This window comes from Litoreibacter sp. (genome assembly GCF_039974535.1).
Taxonomy (GTDB): Bacteria; Pseudomonadota; Alphaproteobacteria; order Rhodobacterales; family Rhodobacteraceae; genus Litoreibacter.
Window position 1 is genome coordinate 162015 of record NZ_JBDWIU010000010.1, and the last position, 16254, is coordinate 178268.

General features: G+C 56.5%; 15 protein-coding genes and 1 tRNA gene. 12 read left to right on the plus strand and 4 right to left on the minus strand.

Translation table 11 applies throughout. From position 1 onward, the window contains the following. Window positions 1-59: 59 nt before the first annotated feature. The 4 genes from ABJN86_RS08335 to tsaD are packed head-to-tail and all read right to left on the minus strand — an operon-like array spanning window position 60 to window position 2785. Window positions 60-476, minus strand: coding sequence for an EVE domain-containing protein (locus ABJN86_RS08335; protein ID WP_348366248.1), 417 nt, complete (start codon window positions 474-476; stop codon window positions 60-62). Then, window positions 476-748, minus strand: a complete 273-nt coding sequence (locus tag ABJN86_RS08340) for a YciI family protein (protein WP_348366250.1) — start codon at window positions 746-748, stop codon at window positions 476-478. The genes ABJN86_RS08335 and ABJN86_RS08340 overlap by 1 nt, the downstream gene beginning before the upstream one ends. Next, window positions 720-1691, minus strand: coding sequence for an NAD(P)H-dependent glycerol-3-phosphate dehydrogenase (locus tag ABJN86_RS08345; protein ID WP_348366251.1), 972 nt, complete (start codon window positions 1689-1691; stop codon window positions 720-722). Before ABJN86_RS08345 ends, ABJN86_RS08340 begins: the two co-directional genes overlap by 29 nt. After that, on the minus strand, window positions 1688-2785 hold the full coding sequence (tsaD, locus tag ABJN86_RS08350; protein WP_348366917.1) for a tRNA (adenosine(37)-N6)-threonylcarbamoyltransferase complex transferase subunit TsaD: 1098 nt from the start codon (window positions 2783-2785) through the stop codon (window positions 1688-1690). Before tsaD ends, ABJN86_RS08345 begins: the two co-directional genes overlap by 4 nt. Before the next feature lie 49 nt (window positions 2786-2834). Between tsaD and ABJN86_RS08355 the strand changes: the two genes are divergently transcribed. The 12 genes from ABJN86_RS08355 (at window position 2835) to cueR (ending at window position 16159) form a co-directional block, all read left to right on the plus strand. After that, the gene (locus ABJN86_RS08355) at window positions 2835-3506 is read left to right on the plus strand and encodes a uroporphyrinogen-III synthase (RefSeq protein ID WP_348366253.1); all 672 of its coding nucleotides are present in this window, start codon (window positions 2835-2837) and stop codon (window positions 3504-3506) included. Window positions 3507-3606: 100 nt separating this feature from the next. Beyond that, a complete protein-coding gene (locus ABJN86_RS08360) occupies window positions 3607-4830 on the plus strand; it encodes a hypothetical protein (protein ID WP_348366255.1) in 1224 nt (407 codons plus the stop codon). Between the two features lie 10 nt (window positions 4831-4840). Then, window positions 4841-6325 carry a heme biosynthesis HemY N-terminal domain-containing protein gene (locus tag ABJN86_RS08365; protein ID WP_348366256.1) on the plus strand — a complete coding sequence of 495 codons (1485 nt, stop codon included), beginning with the start codon at window positions 4841-4843 and terminating at the stop codon, window positions 6323-6325. 52 nt (window positions 6326-6377) lie between these two features. Then, window positions 6378-6453: transfer RNA gene (locus tag ABJN86_RS08370), tRNA-Thr, on the plus strand. Window positions 6454-6781: 328 nt separating this feature from the next. Then, window positions 6782-8089, plus strand: a complete 1308-nt coding sequence (locus tag ABJN86_RS08375; RefSeq protein ID WP_348366258.1) for a sugar ABC transporter substrate-binding protein — start codon at window positions 6782-6784, stop codon at window positions 8087-8089. Window positions 8090-8232: 143 nt separating this feature from the next. Beyond that, window positions 8233-9093: a sugar ABC transporter permease gene (locus ABJN86_RS08380; protein WP_348366260.1), complete on the plus strand. Its 861-nt coding sequence runs from the start codon at window positions 8233-8235 to the stop codon at window positions 9091-9093. Window positions 9094-9095: 2 nt separating this feature from the next. Further along, window positions 9096-9926, plus strand: coding sequence for a carbohydrate ABC transporter permease (locus tag ABJN86_RS08385; protein WP_348366262.1), 831 nt, complete (start codon window positions 9096-9098; stop codon window positions 9924-9926). Next, window positions 9927-10820 carry an AraC family transcriptional regulator gene (locus ABJN86_RS08390; protein ID WP_348366264.1) on the plus strand — a complete coding sequence of 298 codons (894 nt, stop codon included), beginning with the start codon at window positions 9927-9929 and terminating at the stop codon, window positions 10818-10820. Further along, the gene (locus tag ABJN86_RS08395; RefSeq protein ID WP_348366265.1) at window positions 10817-12241 is read left to right on the plus strand and encodes a mannitol dehydrogenase family protein; all 1425 of its coding nucleotides are present in this window, start codon (window positions 10817-10819) and stop codon (window positions 12239-12241) included. Before ABJN86_RS08390 ends, ABJN86_RS08395 begins: the two co-directional genes overlap by 4 nt. After that, complete coding sequence (gene ugpC / locus ABJN86_RS08400; protein WP_348366267.1) at window positions 12229-13257, plus strand: sn-glycerol-3-phosphate ABC transporter ATP-binding protein UgpC; 1029 nt, start codon at window positions 12229-12231, stop codon at window positions 13255-13257. The genes ABJN86_RS08395 and ugpC overlap by 13 nt, the downstream gene beginning before the upstream one ends. Before the next feature lie 68 nt (window positions 13258-13325). After that, entirely contained in the window at window positions 13326-15773 is a 2448-nt protein-coding gene (locus ABJN86_RS08405; RefSeq protein WP_348366269.1) for a heavy metal translocating P-type ATPase, read from the plus strand. Next, entirely contained in the window at window positions 15770-16159 is a 390-nt protein-coding gene (cueR, locus tag ABJN86_RS08410) for a Cu(I)-responsive transcriptional regulator (protein ID WP_348366270.1), read from the plus strand. The genes ABJN86_RS08405 and cueR overlap by 4 nt, the downstream gene beginning before the upstream one ends. Window positions 16160-16254 lie beyond the last annotated feature (95 nt).

The window sequence follows — 16254 nt, forward strand, 5'->3', positions numbered from 1 at the left end:
CCAGTTGTTAGGCGCGAGGAGAATCTCTGAAATTCAAATGTGGCCAATCAAGAGAATCCTTATGACAAACCGCCCAACTCGCAGATGATGTCCCACTCGGCTTTGGTGACTGGTTGCACAGACAGGCGCGAGCTTTTGACCAGTGCCATCTCATCCAGCCTGTCATCGGCCTTGACCTGATCAAGGTGCACGCCGCGCTTCAAAGGCTCGATGGCTCTGATGTCCACGCAGTCCCACCGGTCATCATCGGTGCTACTGTCGGGATGGGCCTCGGCGCAAACCTCCACAATCCCTACGATCTCGCGATCCTTTTGGGAGTGATAAAAGAATCCGCGATCCCCAAGCTTCATTTCCCGCATGTAGTTACGGGCCTGATAGTTGCGCACACCGTCCCATTCCTCGCCCGCATCCCCTTTCGCGACCTGCTGGTCCCATGACCAAGTGGATGTCTCGGATTTGAACAGCCAGTAGCGCATTACCCGATAACCCTGTTCCATTGTTCCAAGCGAACCTCGGAAAACAGACCCGCTTTGGCGTATGGATCAGCCGCAGCCCAAGCGTGGCCCGCATTCATGTCGGGCAGCTCCAGCACGATCAAAGATCCGTACATATCGCCATTGGCATCCAAGAAAGGGCCAGCCTGCCGCACGCATTCGGAGGACTTAAGGTAGGCTACATGCGCATCGCGGTTAGCCTTACGGGTTTCCAAGTGATTGGGTTTATCGGTGCAGATCAGTGCGATAAGCATAGGGCCATTCCTTTGTCAGCGGCCGCGACAAAAGGAGCGACAGCGCTTGTTCCAGTGTTAGTTTCTCTTCTACCACCCCCGCGACCATTTTGGCGATGGGCATATCAACACCTTTATCTTCAGCCAGCTTCACGATTGCGCGGGCAGTGTGGCGTCCTTCGGTGGTCGCTGTTGGGGCAGGGCCTTTGCCGCCAAGCGACAGGCCGAAGGCAAAGTTCCGAGATTGCTCGGACGCGCAAGTAAGGGCGAGGTCACCAAAACCGGCAAGACCTGCCAAGGTTTCAGGCTTTGCCCCCATGGCAACGGCCATGCGCAACATCTCCGCCATGCCGCGTGTCATCAACGCCGCGCGGGCGCTTTCGCCGAGGCCAGCGCCCATACAGATGCCACAAGCAATAGCGATAACGTTTTTCAACGCACCGCTAAGTTCCGCGCCGATAGGGTCGTCGGATAGATATAAGCGCAGGGTATCCGTGGAGAGGTGCTCCTGCAGTTCCGGCCCGATGTCGCTTTGTGTCGCGATGACAAGGGCTGTGGGCAAGCCGCGTGCGATATCAGCGGCGAAGCTTGGGCCGGTTAGAATGGCGGATGGCGCGTCAACCAGATCATCGATGATTGCCGTTGGCCCGCGTACCGTTGCGAGGTCCACACCTTTACAACATGCAATGGCGGCACGCGGAGCAGGTTGCGTATCCGCGAGATAGCCTGACAGGGATTGCGTTGGCACGGCAAGCAGGAGCAGATCCTCTGATGTGACAGCCAGCTCTGTGGAGAGAGCGATGCTGTCTGGGATCGGCACACCTTTAAGGCGCGGGTTGTCGCGGCTTGCTTGGAACTTATCGACGGATCGGCCCACCAACGTCACGTCGCGGCCAGCCATATCCAAAGCGACAGCCAAAGCGGAGCCAAATGCGCCTGCACCTGCGATTACTATTTTGCTCATGCTTTGGCTCCTTTTTTGCCTGATCCCAACATTGCGGGGGCAGCCGTGTCGAGCGGCCATCGAGGCCGCGCAGTGAGAGTTAGGTCGTCTATAAGTTGCAGGCGGAAGCGCTCCATACCTGCCCATGCGATCATCGCGGCATTATCGGTGCACAGCTTCAACGGCGGGGCGGTGAAGCGGACGCCGTGATCATCGGCAAGTTTAGATAGGTTGTCGCGAATTGTCTGGTTGGCCGCGACGCCCCCTGCAACGGCAATGGCGGGTGCGGCGGGCGCTAGCTCTAGATACTGTGCAAGGGCGCGGCGGGTTTTTTCGGTTAACACGTCCGCGACGGCGGCTTGGAAGCTGGCAGATAGATTGGCCTGATCTTGTTGGTGCAACCCACCTTGGTCAGCAACTAGCGCATCGCGTGCGCGTAGTGCCGCAGTTTTCAGCCCCGAAAATGACATGTCGCAACCCGCCCGATCCAATAAGGGGCGGGGCAGTTTGTGGGACTTGGGATCGCCAGACTTTGCAGCCTCCTCGATGGATGGGCCGCCGGGTTGTGGCAGCCCGATAAGCTTGGCGACCTTGTCGAAGGCTTCGCCTGGCGCATCATCAATCGTGCCGCCGAGGCGTTGGAACTTGGTGGCAGAATGCGCGATCAGGAATTGGCAGTGCCCGCCCGAGACCAAAAGCATCAGGTAGGGGAACGCCAACTGATCTGTCAGGCGGGGCGTCAGGGCGTGGCCCGCTAAGTGGTTAACCCCGATCAATGGTTTGTCAGCGCCAGCCGCTAGGCCCTTGGCGCACATCACGCCCGACATGACGCCGCCGATAAGGCCCGGACCGGCGGTGACGGCGATGGCGTCGATGTCTTTTAGGAGGACGCCGGACGCTTTGAGGGCCGCCTCAACCATAACATCGAGTTTCTCGGCGTGGGCGCGGGCCGCGATCTCGGGGACAACGCCGCCAAAATCGGCGTGCAGTTCTGTCTGGCCGAAGACCTCGTTCGACAGGATTTCGGGCGCTTGGCCGTCCGTTTGACGCACTACGGCGGCGGCGGTGTCGTCGCAGCTGCTTTCGATGCCTAGTATAGTGAGGGAATTCGCCAAGGGTTTGGGCCTGTTGTGCGGGGCTTTGGCAACGGTTAACACCTTTGGCATGGATCAGACAATCCCACCCACCGTGTTGTTGACCCGCCCTAGGGCGGCGTCCGAACGGTTTGCGGCCATGCTACCTGCGCCGGTCCTCATATCCCCAGTGACGCAAACAATTTGGGTGGATGTGCAGCCCTTGTTGTCTGCACCTGATGCGGTCGTTTTTACATCCGAGAACGGCGTTGCAGGATTCGCGAAGGCTCAGGCTTGGCGGGGGCAGGCCTACTGCGTCGGGGATAGAACCGCACAGACTGCCGGGGATGCTGGGTTTGATGCTACCAGCGCCGGCGGTGATGTCGAAGATTTGAAACGCCTGCTTATACAGTGCGCGCAAGGGCAGAGTTTGGTTCACGCGAGAGGGCGTGACGTTGCAGGTGACCTGGGGGATTTGGTTGCTCCGATGGTGGTCTATGAGCAGGTGACTGAACCCCTAAGCGGGGAGGCGCGCGCGATTCTGGAGGGTGTAGATAGGGTGATTGTTCCGTTATTTTCCCCTCGAAGCGCCGCATTTTTCGCTGAACAGTTAACCCGCAGCTTAGGCCGTCAGGTGACCATCGTTGCCATGAGTGACGCGGTTGCGCAGACTTGTAGGGATTTGGGGTTGGTGGTTGCCCAAATTGCAGACAGACCGGACGGCCCATCGATGTTGCGCGCAATTGAAGCGGCACGAAAGTAGGTGTTCTGCTTGAGGGTTAGCAAACTGTTGGTTTAAGGTCGGGCGTGGCGCTCGGTTTGTAAGAGTCGCCCTGCTCATGAAGCGAAGAAGGAATAGGCGCTTGGCACGCAAGAAAAAAACTCCGTCGAAGACCGACGTGTCTGAACAAAAGGCGGATTCGTCCAAGGCGAGCGCTATTTCTGGCGTGGTTAAAGACGCCGAATTTGACGAGCTAGACGCGGCCATGGCCGACACCAAGGTTGAGGGCGTGACATTGGGGGACCCTGATGTCGAGGAAGCCGTCGAGGATGCCGTGATCTCTGATGAGGTGGTTGAGGCCGCCGACGCCGAAACCGACAAAGCAATAGATGCCATTGAAGAGGTTGAGGCGGACGAGGTTGTTGAAGCCGAAGTCGAAGAAGCTGCGGCACCTGTACAGGCTGCCGTCGAGCGTCGCGGCGGCTTTTTGGGCCCTTTGCTTGGCGGTGCGCTAGCCGCAGTGATTGGATTTGGTGGCGCGATCTACTTCAAGGCCGCCGAATGGCCAGTGTTTGGCGGAGGCGACAAGTTTGAGGCCCTGCTGGCCGAGCAATCTGAGAAGATATCGGGACTGCAAGCAGCTCTGGATGCCGCCCAGTCGGAAAATACCGACGCGCGCGCGGCTTTGAGCACCCGTATTGATGAAATCCCAACGCGGGAGGTCGCTCCGTTGCCGGAAGATGTTCAGGCAACGCTTGAAGCGCAACGTGCCGAGATGGAGCTGCTGGAAACCACTCTGGAAAAGATGCGCACCTTGACGCAAGACCAGATTGCATCCGCGCAGGCCCAACAAGAAAACGCGGCTGAAGCCGAAGCTAAGGCGAAAGCGCGTGGGGCCTTGAACGCTTTGCGCACTGCCCTAGAGAACGGCGCGCCGTTTGCTGCGATTGTGCCTGAGGTCGCGGCGGCGGTGGATGTGCCGGAAGTACTTGCTACAAATGCTGAGACCGGCATTCTTACGGCGGCGGCTCTTGAGGAGCAATTCGAGCAAGGCGCCCGTGACGCGCTGTCGGCGTCCTTAAAGGCGACGGCTGGAGAGAGCGCGACCGACAAACTGGCATTCTTTATTAAGGATCAGCTTGGGGCGCGGTCTTTGACGCCTCGCGATGGCGACGACCCTGATGCGGTTTTGTCTCGCGCTGAAGCCGCGATCAAGGCGGGTGATCTGGATGCTGCTTTGAACACCATCGAAGCGCTGCCCGCTGAGGGTAAGGCCGCACTTGAAAATTGGGCAGGGGTTGCCGCGACGCGTCGCGATGCGCTTGCCGCCTTTAACAGCCTCTCAGACGCGCTGAACGCGAATTAGGATAGTTATTATGCTTTGGTCTCTTGTGAAAATTCTCGTGTTTGTGGCCGTCATTGTGGCAATCACCTTAGGGTTGGGCATGCTGCTGGAAACCAGTGGTGGTGTTCGGGTGTCTGTGGCGAATACCGAATTCACCCTCACCCCCTTGATGACGATCATTGGCCTTGTGGTCATGTTGGCCGCGTTCTGGGTTTTGCTCAAAGTGGTCGGCCTGCTGGTTGCGACGTTCCGCTTCCTGAACGGGGATGAGACCGCGATCAGCCGCTACTTCACCCGCAACCGCGAGCGCAAAGGCTACGAGGCGCTGGCGGATGGCTTGATGGCCTTGGCGTCCGGCGAGGGGCGCACGGCAATGGCGAAAGCCGCGAAGGCCGAGAAGTACCTAGCCCGGCCAGAGCTGACCAACTTGCTGGCCGCGCAAGCCGCCGAATCCGCGGGTGATACGAAAAAAGCGCAGACCGTTTACAAGCATCTTTTGGCCGACGAGCGCACCCGTTTTGTGGGGGTGCGCGGCATCATGAAGCAAAGGCTGGCTGAGGGGGACACCGAAACGGCACTTAAGCTGGCGGAAAAAGCGTTCGCGTTGAAGCCAAAGCACGAAGAGACCCAAGATGTTTTGTTGCAACTGCAAGCCAAAAACGAAGACTGGTCAGGCGCGCGCAAGACGTTGAATGCCAAGTTGAAGCACGGCAACCTGCCGCGTGACGTGCATCGCCGCCGCGAGGCTGTTCTTGCCTTGTCGGAAGCCAAGGACATGGATGAAGGCTCTAGTGTTAAAGCGCGTGAAACCGCAATTGAGGCAAACCGCCTGTCGCCTGACTTGATCCCCGCCGCCATATTGGCTGCCCGTGGATACATTGAGCAAGACAAGCCGAAGTACGCTGCGCGTGTTCTCAAGAAGGCCTGGGCGGCACGTCCGCATCCAGATTTGGCTGCCGGTTTTGCCGAGATTGCACCTGATGAGACCCCACAAGCTCGCATCAAGCGGTTTGGGGCACTTACTAAGGCGCTGCCTGACCACGCCGAGACGAAGATGTTGCTGGCTGAACTGAACATTGCCGCCGAGCAATTCCCCGAGGCGCGCCGCGCCATTGGCGACTTGGCAGAAACGAGCCCAACCGCACGTGTGCTGACCATTATGGCGGCGGTCGAACGTGGTGAGGGATCGGATGATGCCGTTGTGCGTGGCTGGCTTACACGTGCGTTATCTGCGCCACGAGGCCCGCAGTGGGTTTGCGATAATTGCCTGAGCGTTCATTCTGTTTGGTCGCCGACATGCTCAAGCTGTGGCAGCCTCGATACGCTGAGCTGGAAGGACGCGCCTGAGACATCGGTGACGATGCCTGCAGGTACAGCAATGTTGCCTCTGATCGTTGGTGCGCCTGAAAACTCTCCCACCGGTGAGGACGCGAAGATCGTATCAGACGACGACGTTGTGGTCGTTGAGGCGAGTGCTGAAGCCACACCTGATGGTGAGGTAGAAAAGGCCAGCTAAGGCTTTTTGAGTTGGGGGGAGGGGCAATCCTCACCCCGATGCCCCTTTAGCGGCCCCAATAGCTCAGCTGGTAGAGCAGGTCCTTCGTAAGGACAAGGTCGGCGGTTCAAGTCCGTCTTGGGGCACCAGTTTGCAATAAATTGACGAGGGTTTGGGGTGCTGTTGCCAGAAGCCTTAGTGAAGTTTTTTGGTCCATGACGAAAGAATCAGGTGATTCTGTTGTCGTATGCGACATATTGTTCAAACTCGGATTTGATACATTTTGAACACGCAATTGGTCGAACTTGAGGCAGTTAGCGCCTCAAGTTATATTTTTATGCCAGTTTTTTCGGCGTATGCCTCTTTAAAACGTAAAAAAAGTATCAACCCTTGCGAAAAAGGTATTTGCTATCACGCGAGGGAAAACGCACCCTAGTGAGTACGGAATTAGATAACCGTGATTTCAGGGAGGAAAACATGAAATCTCTTCGTAACACAGCGCTGGGCCTAGCCCTCGGTGTAGCTGGTGCATCTGTTGCCACTGCCGGTGAGCTGACTATCGCTACTGTAAACAACGGCCACATGGTCGAAATGCAAAAACTCACACCAGAGTTTGAGGCAGCCAACCCAGGCATTACATTGAACTGGGTAACTTTGGACGAGGGCACACTGCGTTCCCGCGTTACTACGGACATCACCACCAAAGGTGGCCAGTTCGACGTCATGACAATCGGCATGTACGAAGCTCCAATCTGGGGTTCGCGCGGTTGGTTGGAAGAACTGACATTCGACGCCGAGTACGACGTTGATGACATCTTGCCAGCTATGCGTGGCGGCCTGAGCCACGAAGGTAAGCTTTACGCTGCACCTTTCTACGGCGAATCGTCCATGATCATGTACCGCAAGGACTTGGTTGAAGCTGCTGGTATGTCCATCGAAGACAACCCAACTTGGGACCACGTTCGTGACGTTGCTAAAGCGATCACAAACAAAGACGAAGGCGTCTACGGTATCTGTCTTCGCGGTAAGCCAGGCTGGGGCGACAACATGGCGTTCATCACGACCATGGCGAACTCCTTCGGCGCACAGTGGTTCAACGAAGATTGGACACCTGCTCTGAACTCCGACGCTTGGAAAGACGCAGTAACCTTCTACGTTGATATGCTCAACGAATCGGGCCCTCCCGGCTCCGAAGGCAACTCGTTCAACGAGATCTTGGCTTTGATCAACGAAGGCAAGTGCGGCATGTGGATCGACGCAACTATCGCGGCGTCCTTCGTGACAGACCCAGGTCAGTCCAAAGTTGCTGACAAGATCGACTTCGCTCAATCTCCACAAAAAGCGACCACCAAAGGTGCGAACTGGCTGTGGGCATGGTCCTTGGCAATTCCTGCCGGCACCAAGCAAGGCGACGACGCTAAGAAGTTCATCGAATGGGCAACATCCAAGTCCTACATCGAGCTTGTAGCTTCCAAAAACGGTTGGGGTGCAGTTCCGACTGGCACACGTCAGTCCACATACGACAACCCTAAGTTCCAAGAAGCGGCTACGTTCGACGAAGCTGAGCTGAAAGCCATCCTGTCTGCTAACCCAGAAGACAGCACACTGAACCCATCCCCATACGTTGGTGTTCAATTTGCTGCCATCCCTGAGTTCCAAGCAATTGGTACAGCTGTTGGTCAACAAATGACTGACGCTCTTGCAGGCAACATCACTGTTGAAGAAGCATTGGCTAACAGCCAAGAAGCTGCTGACCGTGAAATGAAGAAAGCCGGCTACTACTAAGCCCAGGCTAATCTTTAGGGGCGGGGACTTCGGTCTCCGCCCCGATATGAGCGACTAATCCTACTCCATTCCGTTTTCTCGCCAATTGGACCACTCAAGCGCCGCGCGTGTGATGAGTGACGTACCAACCAGGGGGCTATTTCATGAATCCGACACTCGTCAGATGGCTACAAGCGCCAAGTATCTTTGTGCTTCTCGTGTGGATGATCGTGCCACTAAGCATGACGGTCTACTTCTCGACCATCCGGTACAACCTACTGTACCCAGAACGCACAGGCTTTATCGGCCTTGATAACTACCGCTTCTTCGCGACTGACCCATCTTTCGGGCCCGCGTTGATCAACACATTGATCCTCGTTGGTTCGGTTCTTGCAATCACCATCGTGCTGGGACTGGCAATTTCCATCCTGATCGACCGCCCGTTTAAAGGACGCGGCATCGCTCGGGTTATGCTGATCTCGCCGTTCTTCATCATGCCAACCGTTTCGGCCTTGGTTTGGAAGAACATGCTGATGGACCCTAATAACGGGTTGTTTGCTTCGTTTGCCACATCCCTTGGGTTTCAGCCCGTTGAGTGGCTGGCGCAGTACCCATTGTTCTCGATCATCATCATGGTGAGCTGGCAGTGGACCCCATTCGCCATCCTGATTTTCATGACGTCACTTCAGTCCCAAGACCAAGAGCAAAAAGAGGCCGCCACACTGGACGGCGCTGGCTTCTGGTCCCAGTTCTGGAACCTGACGTTGCCACATCTGGCGCGCCCGATTTCTATCGTGCTGCTCATCCAGATGATCTTCCACCTTGCGATCTTTGCTGAGATCTTTGTTACGACCTCTGGTGGTCCGGGCGTGTCGTCGACCAACCTCACGTACTTGATCTACATCCAGTCGCAGCAAGCCTTTGACGTAGGCGTTGCCTCCGCCGGTGGTGTCTTTGCAATCATCCTCGCCAACATTGTCGCGCTCTTCTTGATCCGCGCCGTTGGCAAAACATTGACGGTGTAACCATGACAGATAGACAACGCCAAATATGGATCGACCGCACGGCCGTGACCTTTGCTTGGATCGCAGCAATCGTGTTCTTCTTTCCAATCTTCTGGATGGTTCTGACGAGCTTCAAAACTGAAGGTCAGGCCATCCAAATTCCTCCATTGTTGATCTTCGAGCCAACCTTGGAGAATTACTTGGAAATCCAAGAGCGCACGAACTACACCAAGTTTGCCATCAACTCGGTCATCACGGCCTTCGGTGGCACCTTGCTTGCGCTTCTGATTGCCATCCCTTCGGCCTACTCGATGGCCTTCAACTCGACACGCCGCACCAAGGACGTGTTGATGTGGATGCTCTCGACCAAGATGTTGCCTGCGGTTGGCGTTATGATGCCAATCTACTTCTTGGCGCAGAAGTTTAACCTGTTTGACACACGTATCCTGTTGGTCATCATCTACGCGCTGATGAACCTGCCGATCGTGATGTTGATCTTGTTCAACTATTTCCGTGAGATCCCGAAAGAGATTTTGGAAGCCTCGCGTATGGACGGCACATCGACGTTCAACGAGATCCGCCAAATCGTGCTGCCACTTGCATGGGGCGGGATCGCATCTACTGCGCTCTTGTCGATCATCTTGTGCTGGAACGAAGCCTTCTGGTCGATCGTTTTGACCACCACAGACGCCAGCACGTTGACCGCCTTTGTGGCATCGTTCCAAGCGCCTGAGGGTCTGTTCTGGGCGAAAGTATCTGCCGTGTCGACGCTGGCCTGTGCGCCAATCGTTGTCTTCGGTTGGATGGCTCAGAAGCAGCTGGTTCAAGGCCTGACCTTCGGGGCGGTGAAGTAAGTGTCGATTATCCAGCCGGAAATCGAGTTCGTCGACCGTGCTACAGAAAGCATCCGCTATCTGGAGCACGGTTGGCCCACGGATCTGTGCCGCTGGCACAGCCACCGTGAGTACGAGCTACACTTGATTACGGACACGCGCGGCAAAGCTTTTGTAGGTGACTACATTGGCGACTTTGGACCAGGGGCCTTGTACCTGACCGGTCCTAACCTGCCGCACAACTGGATAACTGACCAAGTCTACAAAGAACCAATTCCAACACGGGATATGCTGGTGCAATTCAGCCAAGGCAGCTTGGACCGGCTTGCAACAGCGTTCCCCGAATTTTTAGAGCTTCGTGAGATGTTGACACTTGCCCAATCGGGTATCGAGTTTGTGGGTTTCAACCCGACCTTTGCAAAGGGTCACCTCGAGGCAATTCGCGACTCTAAGGGTCCGGAGCGCATCGTGGCCTTGCTCAGATTTCTTATTCGCGTGAATGAACATGCGGAGAAGAAGACGCTTTCGGTCATGAAGATCGTGCAACCTGAGGGAAGCAGCAAACAGACACGGATCGCCGATGTGATTAACCATATCGTCGAATGCTACGCCGATGACATGTCGGTTGAGCTTGCGGCACAAAAAGCGGGTATGAGCACCACCTCGTTCTCGCGGAATTTCCAAGCCGTCACGGGGCACCGTTTTGTCGAGTTCGTCAATCGTGTCCGCATTGGGCAGGCTTGCGGAAAACTTTACGCGACCGACGAGCCAATTTCGTCGATCTGCTACGACGTAGGGTTTCAAAACCTTGCAAATTTCAATCGCCAGTTTCTTAAGATGAAGGACATGACGCCTTCAGCCTACCGCGAATTTGCTAGGCAGGAACTTGTATCTAAAGGGGCGCGCGCGTCATGAATAAGCCGACTACAACGGCACTTTACGCCACCGGTTACGACCGAAAATCTTGCGAGATTGGCGTAGTCCACTTGGGGTTCGGGGCTTTCCACCGAGCCCACCAAGCACAATATATCGATGACATGATGGAAGCCACCGGCGACCTGAGATGGGGCATTGCCGCAGTAAACCTGCGTGCGCCAGAGGCGGAAGTCTTCGCCAAATATGACGCCGAGTCCGACGGTTATGTTGTTAAATCGATTTCGCCAGATGGGCAGACTATTTTCCGCCGCGTTCGTTCCCACGTCGCATTCGCTGATTGGAGCAAGGACGCCGCTGGCGCTGAAAGCCTGTTGTCCCTTCCTAGCGTACATGCCGTCACCATCACGGTGACTGAGAGTGGCTATTACACGGACGATGCTGGGCTGTTGAACCCTGAGGACCCGACGATCGTAGGCGAAGTTTCCGGGAAAACACCGACCACAGTTTATGGCTACCTTACCCGTGCATTGAGCGCGCGTAAGGATGGAACTGGTCAGCCGATTACAATTTTATGTTGTGACAACATTCGTGAGAATGGCACCAAGCTGGGCGCGAACTTCCGTTCCTACCTTCGGTTGAAGGGTGACGCTGATCTGCTCGCTTGGGTAGAGGCGAACGTGACGTTCCCGTGCTCTATGGTTGACCGAATTACCCCACGCAGTAGCCCCGAGCTTCTGGCTGAGGTTCGTGCCATGTTCGACAGCAAAGCGGTGTCCCCGATCATTGCTGAGAGCTTTACTCAATGGGTTCTGGAAGACGACTTCGCTGGTCCAATGCCGGACCTTGGTGCAGTTGGAGTTACAGTTACGCCAAATGTTCACCCGTTTGAGGAAGCTAAAATTCGCATCCTGAACGGAGGGCACACTTGCCTTGCTTATCTCGCTGCGTTGCATGGCATCGATACATTTGATGCTGCGATGGCTGAAGCCGACCTGAACGATCATTTTTGGGCCTATGAGCGCGACGAAGTCCTTCCCGCGCTGACTTTGGATCTCCCGTTTGATCGTGCGGAATATCTGCAAAGCATTGCGGATCGTTTTGGCAACTCTGCCATCGCCGACTCTGTTGAGCGCATTTGCGCGGACGGCATGGCGAAGTTTCCAATCTTTATTCGGCCAACGTTGGAAAGCTGCTTTGCGCAGGGGATTACCCCGAGTGCTGGGCTGCGTTCTATCGCGAGCTGGTACGTGTTCTCGAAGCATGTGGCCGCGGGTAAAATCCCGTTCAAGTACTTCGAGCCAAGCTGGGATTTACTGGAACCAATGCTTGCGGGCGACGAGAGTCTCGACGCTTTTTGTAATTCAAAACTTCTTTGGGCGGATCTGCCAGACCGCTTTCAGGACTTCACCACCGCCCTTCGAGGCGCAATTAAGGAAATGGAGCTAATATGGCCGGTTTAACAATTCGCAACCTGGTGAAACGCTACGGCGACGTGCAGGTTATGCATGGCGTCGACCTCGACATTAACGACGGTGAGTTTGTTGTTTTCGTTGGCCCGTCGGGCTGCGGTAAATCAACACTGCTGCGTATGATCGCGGGTCTTGAGGAAATTTCTGACGGCACAGTCGCTATTGGCGATCGCGAGGTGAACGAAGTTGCGCCATCCAAGCGTGGCGTTGCCATGGTGTTCCAGACTTACGCTCTGTACCCGCACATGACTGTGTATGAGAACATGGCGTTTGGCCTGAAGCAGGCTAAAACACCTGAAGACGAGATCGACCGCCGCGTTCAAGCTGCCGCCGAAGTGCTTCAGATCAACACCTACCTAGACCGCAGCCCGCGCAACCTGTCGGGTGGTCAACGTCAACGTGTGGCTATTGGCCGTGCCATTGTTCGTGATCCTCAAGTGTTCTTGTTCGATGAGCCATTGTCCAACCTCGACGCATCCTTGCGTGTTCAGACTCGTCTGGAGATTGCACGCCTGCACGAGCGGTTGAAGTCCACAATGATCTACGTGACCCACGACCAAGTGGAAGCGATGACATTGGCCGACAAGATCGTCGTTCTGCGTGACGGCCGCATTGAGCAGGTCGGCTCCCCGATTGAGCTGTATGAACGCCCGGCGAACTCTTTCGTTGCGCAATTCATCGGTAGCCCGAAGATGAACTTCTTCGTTGGCAATGATGTTGGCACCGGATCGCGTCCTGCGACATATACTGAAGGCGACACTTTGGGCATCCGTCCTGAGCATCTGATAGCCACTGACGCTGCTGGCGCATTGATATCGGGTAAGCTGGATCTGGTTGAGCAATTGGGTGAATACGCCCTTGCCCACCTGATCACTGAAGATGGTTCCGAATTCATCGCCAAGATGGAGACACCACCAACTGAGGCTTACGGGGACACATTGCACTTCACGGCAATCCCAGAGCGCCAGCATGTTTTTGCACCTGATGGGCTGACAAAAGCGTCTTGAGGGCTTGACCTTCCAGTAGATGGAACCCCCATATAGCGAGTCCCTGACATTTATCAGAGGTCTCGCAATTGGCGGATCCACGCACACTGTCGTTCGAAATTAATGGCCTGTCCTGCGCGTCTTGCGCGGGGCGGGCCGAACGCGTTTTACAGGGGCTGCCAAATGTAGCATCTGCGGCGGTGAACCTAGCAACGTCCAATGCACGGATTGGCGGCGACGATGTGGATTTGCACGGCGTGGTCACAGCCTTAGACGCCGCGGGCTATCCTGCGGTTCAAGAGACATCCCAATTTAGCGTTGAAGGTCTTTCATGCGCGTCTTGCGTCGGGCGGGCGGAGCGCGGTGCTACCGAACTTCCCGGTGTCGTGGAGGCATCGGTCAACTTGGCCACCTCCACTGCGACAGTTTCGTGGCTGCGTGGCAGTCAGACAGTCGAGGGTATCGCGAAAGCCATCACGTCCGCAGGCTATGTGGCGGTACCGCTGACGGACAAACAGATCAGCGCGCCAAGCGCTACTGAGAAGCGCATGGAAGAAGTGAATTCGCTTCGCCAGGCCACCGTAATCGCAGCGCTTCTAAGCTTGCCTGTGTTTGCCCTAGAGATGGGTAGCCATTTCGTCCCGGGGGTACGGGAGCTCGTGGCACAAACCATTGGGCAGCCAACCAGTTGGATGCTGCAGTGGGTTCTGGCTTCCCTCGTTTTGCTTGGCCCCGGACGACAATTTTTCCGCGATGGGTTCCCCGCGCTGTGGCGCGCCGCGCCGGAGATGAATTCGCTTGTTGCATTGGGCACTTCGGCTGCTTGGGTGTTTTCATCGGTGTCGTTATTCGCCCCAAGCCTGCTGCCTGAGGCAAGCCGCGCGGTGTACTTTGAGGCGGCGGTGGTGATCGTGACCTTGATCCTATTTGGCCGCTGGCTGGAGGCGCGGGCGAAGGTGCAAACTGGCTCGGCTATTACCGCGTTGCTGGAGCTAAAGCCGAAAGTGGCACAGGTAAAGCGTGCTGGTGAGTGGGTTGAGGTTGGCATTGATGACATTAAGACAGGTGACGTCACACTGGTGCGGCCCGCCGCGCGAATTCCCGTGGATGGCGAAGTTGTCGATGGACGATCTTTCGTTAATGAAAGCATGGTCACCGGCGAGCCTGTCCCTGTGGAACGCAGAAACGGTGACGCAGTAATTGGCGGGACGGTGAATGGAACCGGCGCGCTGCAAGTCAAAGCAACCGCCGTGGGCGGGGATACCGTTTTGGCGGGCATCGTGCGCATGGTTGAAGAGGCCCAAGGCGCCAAACTGCCCATACAAGCGGTCGTGGATCAGATCGTGCGTTGGTTCGTGCCAGCGGTCCTACTGACAGCTTCGGTAGCAGTTATAATATGGCTCATCTTTGGGCCGACACTTAGCCACGCGTTGGTGGCGGGGGTTTCGGTCCTGATCGTGGCTTGTCCTTGCGCGATGGGCTTGGCGACGCCGACCTCCGTGATGGTTGGTACAGGAAGGGCCGCAGAGCTTGGAGTTCTGTTTCGGAAAGGTTCCGCTTTGCAGGTGCTGTCGCAGGTGAAGACCATTGCGTTCGACAAGACAGGGACGCTGACGATGGGGCGGCCTGATGTGACGGATGTGACTGTGTTGAGTGGATTTGACGAAGCCGAAGTGCTGGCCCAAATCGCAGCGGTGGAGGCGTTGTCTGAACACCCGATTGGCACCGCGATTGTGCGCGAGGCAAAAGAGCGTGGCTTGGTTGTTTCGGATGCGATTGACTTTGCGTCGATCACCGGATTGGGGCTGAGCGCCAAGGTTAATGGCGCAGTGGTTTTGTGTGGGGCGAAGCGATTGATGGCCCGCGAAGGTATCGACTTGGCTGGCTTGGGCTCCATCGCCGCGCAATGGGCTGGTGAAGCCAAGACGCCGGTTTTCGTAGCCATTGACGGTGTGGCGGCGGGGGTGATCGCTGTCGCGGATCAAGTGAAGCCAGAAGCGGCAGAGCTTGTGTCGCGCCTGACAGAGCAGGGCGTAGATGTCGCGATGGTCACAGGGGACACGGCGCAAACGGCGCAAGCCGTCGCGGATATGTTGGGGATTACGAGGGTCGTAGCGGGTGTCATGCCCGACGGCAAAGCCGACGCCATAGCCGAATTAAAAGGTCACGGCATGTTGGCCTTTGTCGGGGACGGCATCAACGACGCCCCAGCGTTGGCCGCCGCCGACGTGGGGGTGGCCGTTGGCACCGGCACGGACGTCGCGATCGAGACTGCCGATGTTGTGATGATGTCGGGTGACTTGGGCGGAGTTTTGAAGGCAATCGACCTAAGTAAGCGTGTGATGGCCAATATCAGGCAAAACCTGTTCTGGGCCTTCGCCTATAACACCGCGCTAATCCCCGTGGCGGCGGGCGTGCTATATCCGTTCTGGGGTGTGCTGATGTCGCCCATGCTGGCGGCGGGCGCGATGGCATTATCGAGCGTCTTTGTGGTGAGCAACGCGCTACGACTGAAACGAGCGGGAGGTTCGGCATGAATATCGGTGAGGTATCGACGCGCGCAGGGCTGCCTGCAAAAACCATTCGCTACTATGAGGACATTGACCTGATCCGGCCTGCACGCGACCGCAACGGATACCGCGCGTTTGGTGAAAACGATCTGCATAAATTGACGTTCATTAGCCGTGCTCGTGCGCTTGGTTTTACTATCGAGAATTGCCGTGTGTTGTTGGCCTTGTGGGAAGATCAGTCGCGAGCCAACACTGATGTGAAGCGGATTGCGGGAGAGCACTTGGCGCAGATCGACCAAAAGATTGCCGACTTGCAGTCTATGCGCGAAACGCTGGGAGAGCTGGTGCACGCATGTGCAGGCGACGGGCGGCCCGATTGCCCGATCCTAACGGGGTTGGGCCGGCCGCGATAATTTTAGAGGCGGTGTTCGCAAGGGATTGCCAAACGCCTCACGTGGTTGTCAGATAAAGGTGTTGCGGCCCCATAGAGCCGCTGGTTGTACTTTGA

Excerpts from the sequence above, each read along its gene's own strand:
- ABJN86_RS08335 (WP_348366248.1), bottom strand. The coding sequence starts at position 476 with ATGCGCTACTGGCTGTTCAAATCCGAGACATCCACTTGGTCATGGGAC.
- ABJN86_RS08340 (WP_348366250.1), bottom strand. The coding sequence starts at position 748 with ATGCTTATCGCACTGATCTGCACCGATAAACCCAATCACTTGGAAACC.
- ABJN86_RS08345 (WP_348366251.1), bottom strand. The coding sequence starts at position 1,691 with ATGAGCAAAATAGTAATCGCAGGTGCAGGCGCATTTGGCTCCGCTTTG.
- ABJN86_RS08355 (WP_348366253.1), top strand. The coding sequence starts at position 2,835 with ATGGATCAGACAATCCCACCCACCGTGTTGTTGACCCGCCCTAGGGCG.
- ABJN86_RS08365 (WP_348366256.1), top strand. The coding sequence starts at position 4,841 with ATGCTTTGGTCTCTTGTGAAAATTCTCGTGTTTGTGGCCGTCATTGTG.
- ABJN86_RS08375 (WP_348366258.1), top strand. The coding sequence starts at position 6,782 with ATGAAATCTCTTCGTAACACAGCGCTGGGCCTAGCCCTCGGTGTAGCT.
- ABJN86_RS08380 (WP_348366260.1), top strand. The coding sequence starts at position 8,233 with ATGAATCCGACACTCGTCAGATGGCTACAAGCGCCAAGTATCTTTGTG.
- ABJN86_RS08385 (WP_348366262.1), top strand. The coding sequence starts at position 9,096 with ATGACAGATAGACAACGCCAAATATGGATCGACCGCACGGCCGTGACC.
- ABJN86_RS08395 (WP_348366265.1), top strand. The coding sequence starts at position 10,817 with ATGAATAAGCCGACTACAACGGCACTTTACGCCACCGGTTACGACCGA.
- ugpC (WP_348366267.1), top strand. The coding sequence starts at position 12,229 with ATGGCCGGTTTAACAATTCGCAACCTGGTGAAACGCTACGGCGACGTG.
- cueR (WP_348366270.1), top strand. The coding sequence starts at position 15,770 with ATGAATATCGGTGAGGTATCGACGCGCGCAGGGCTGCCTGCAAAAACC.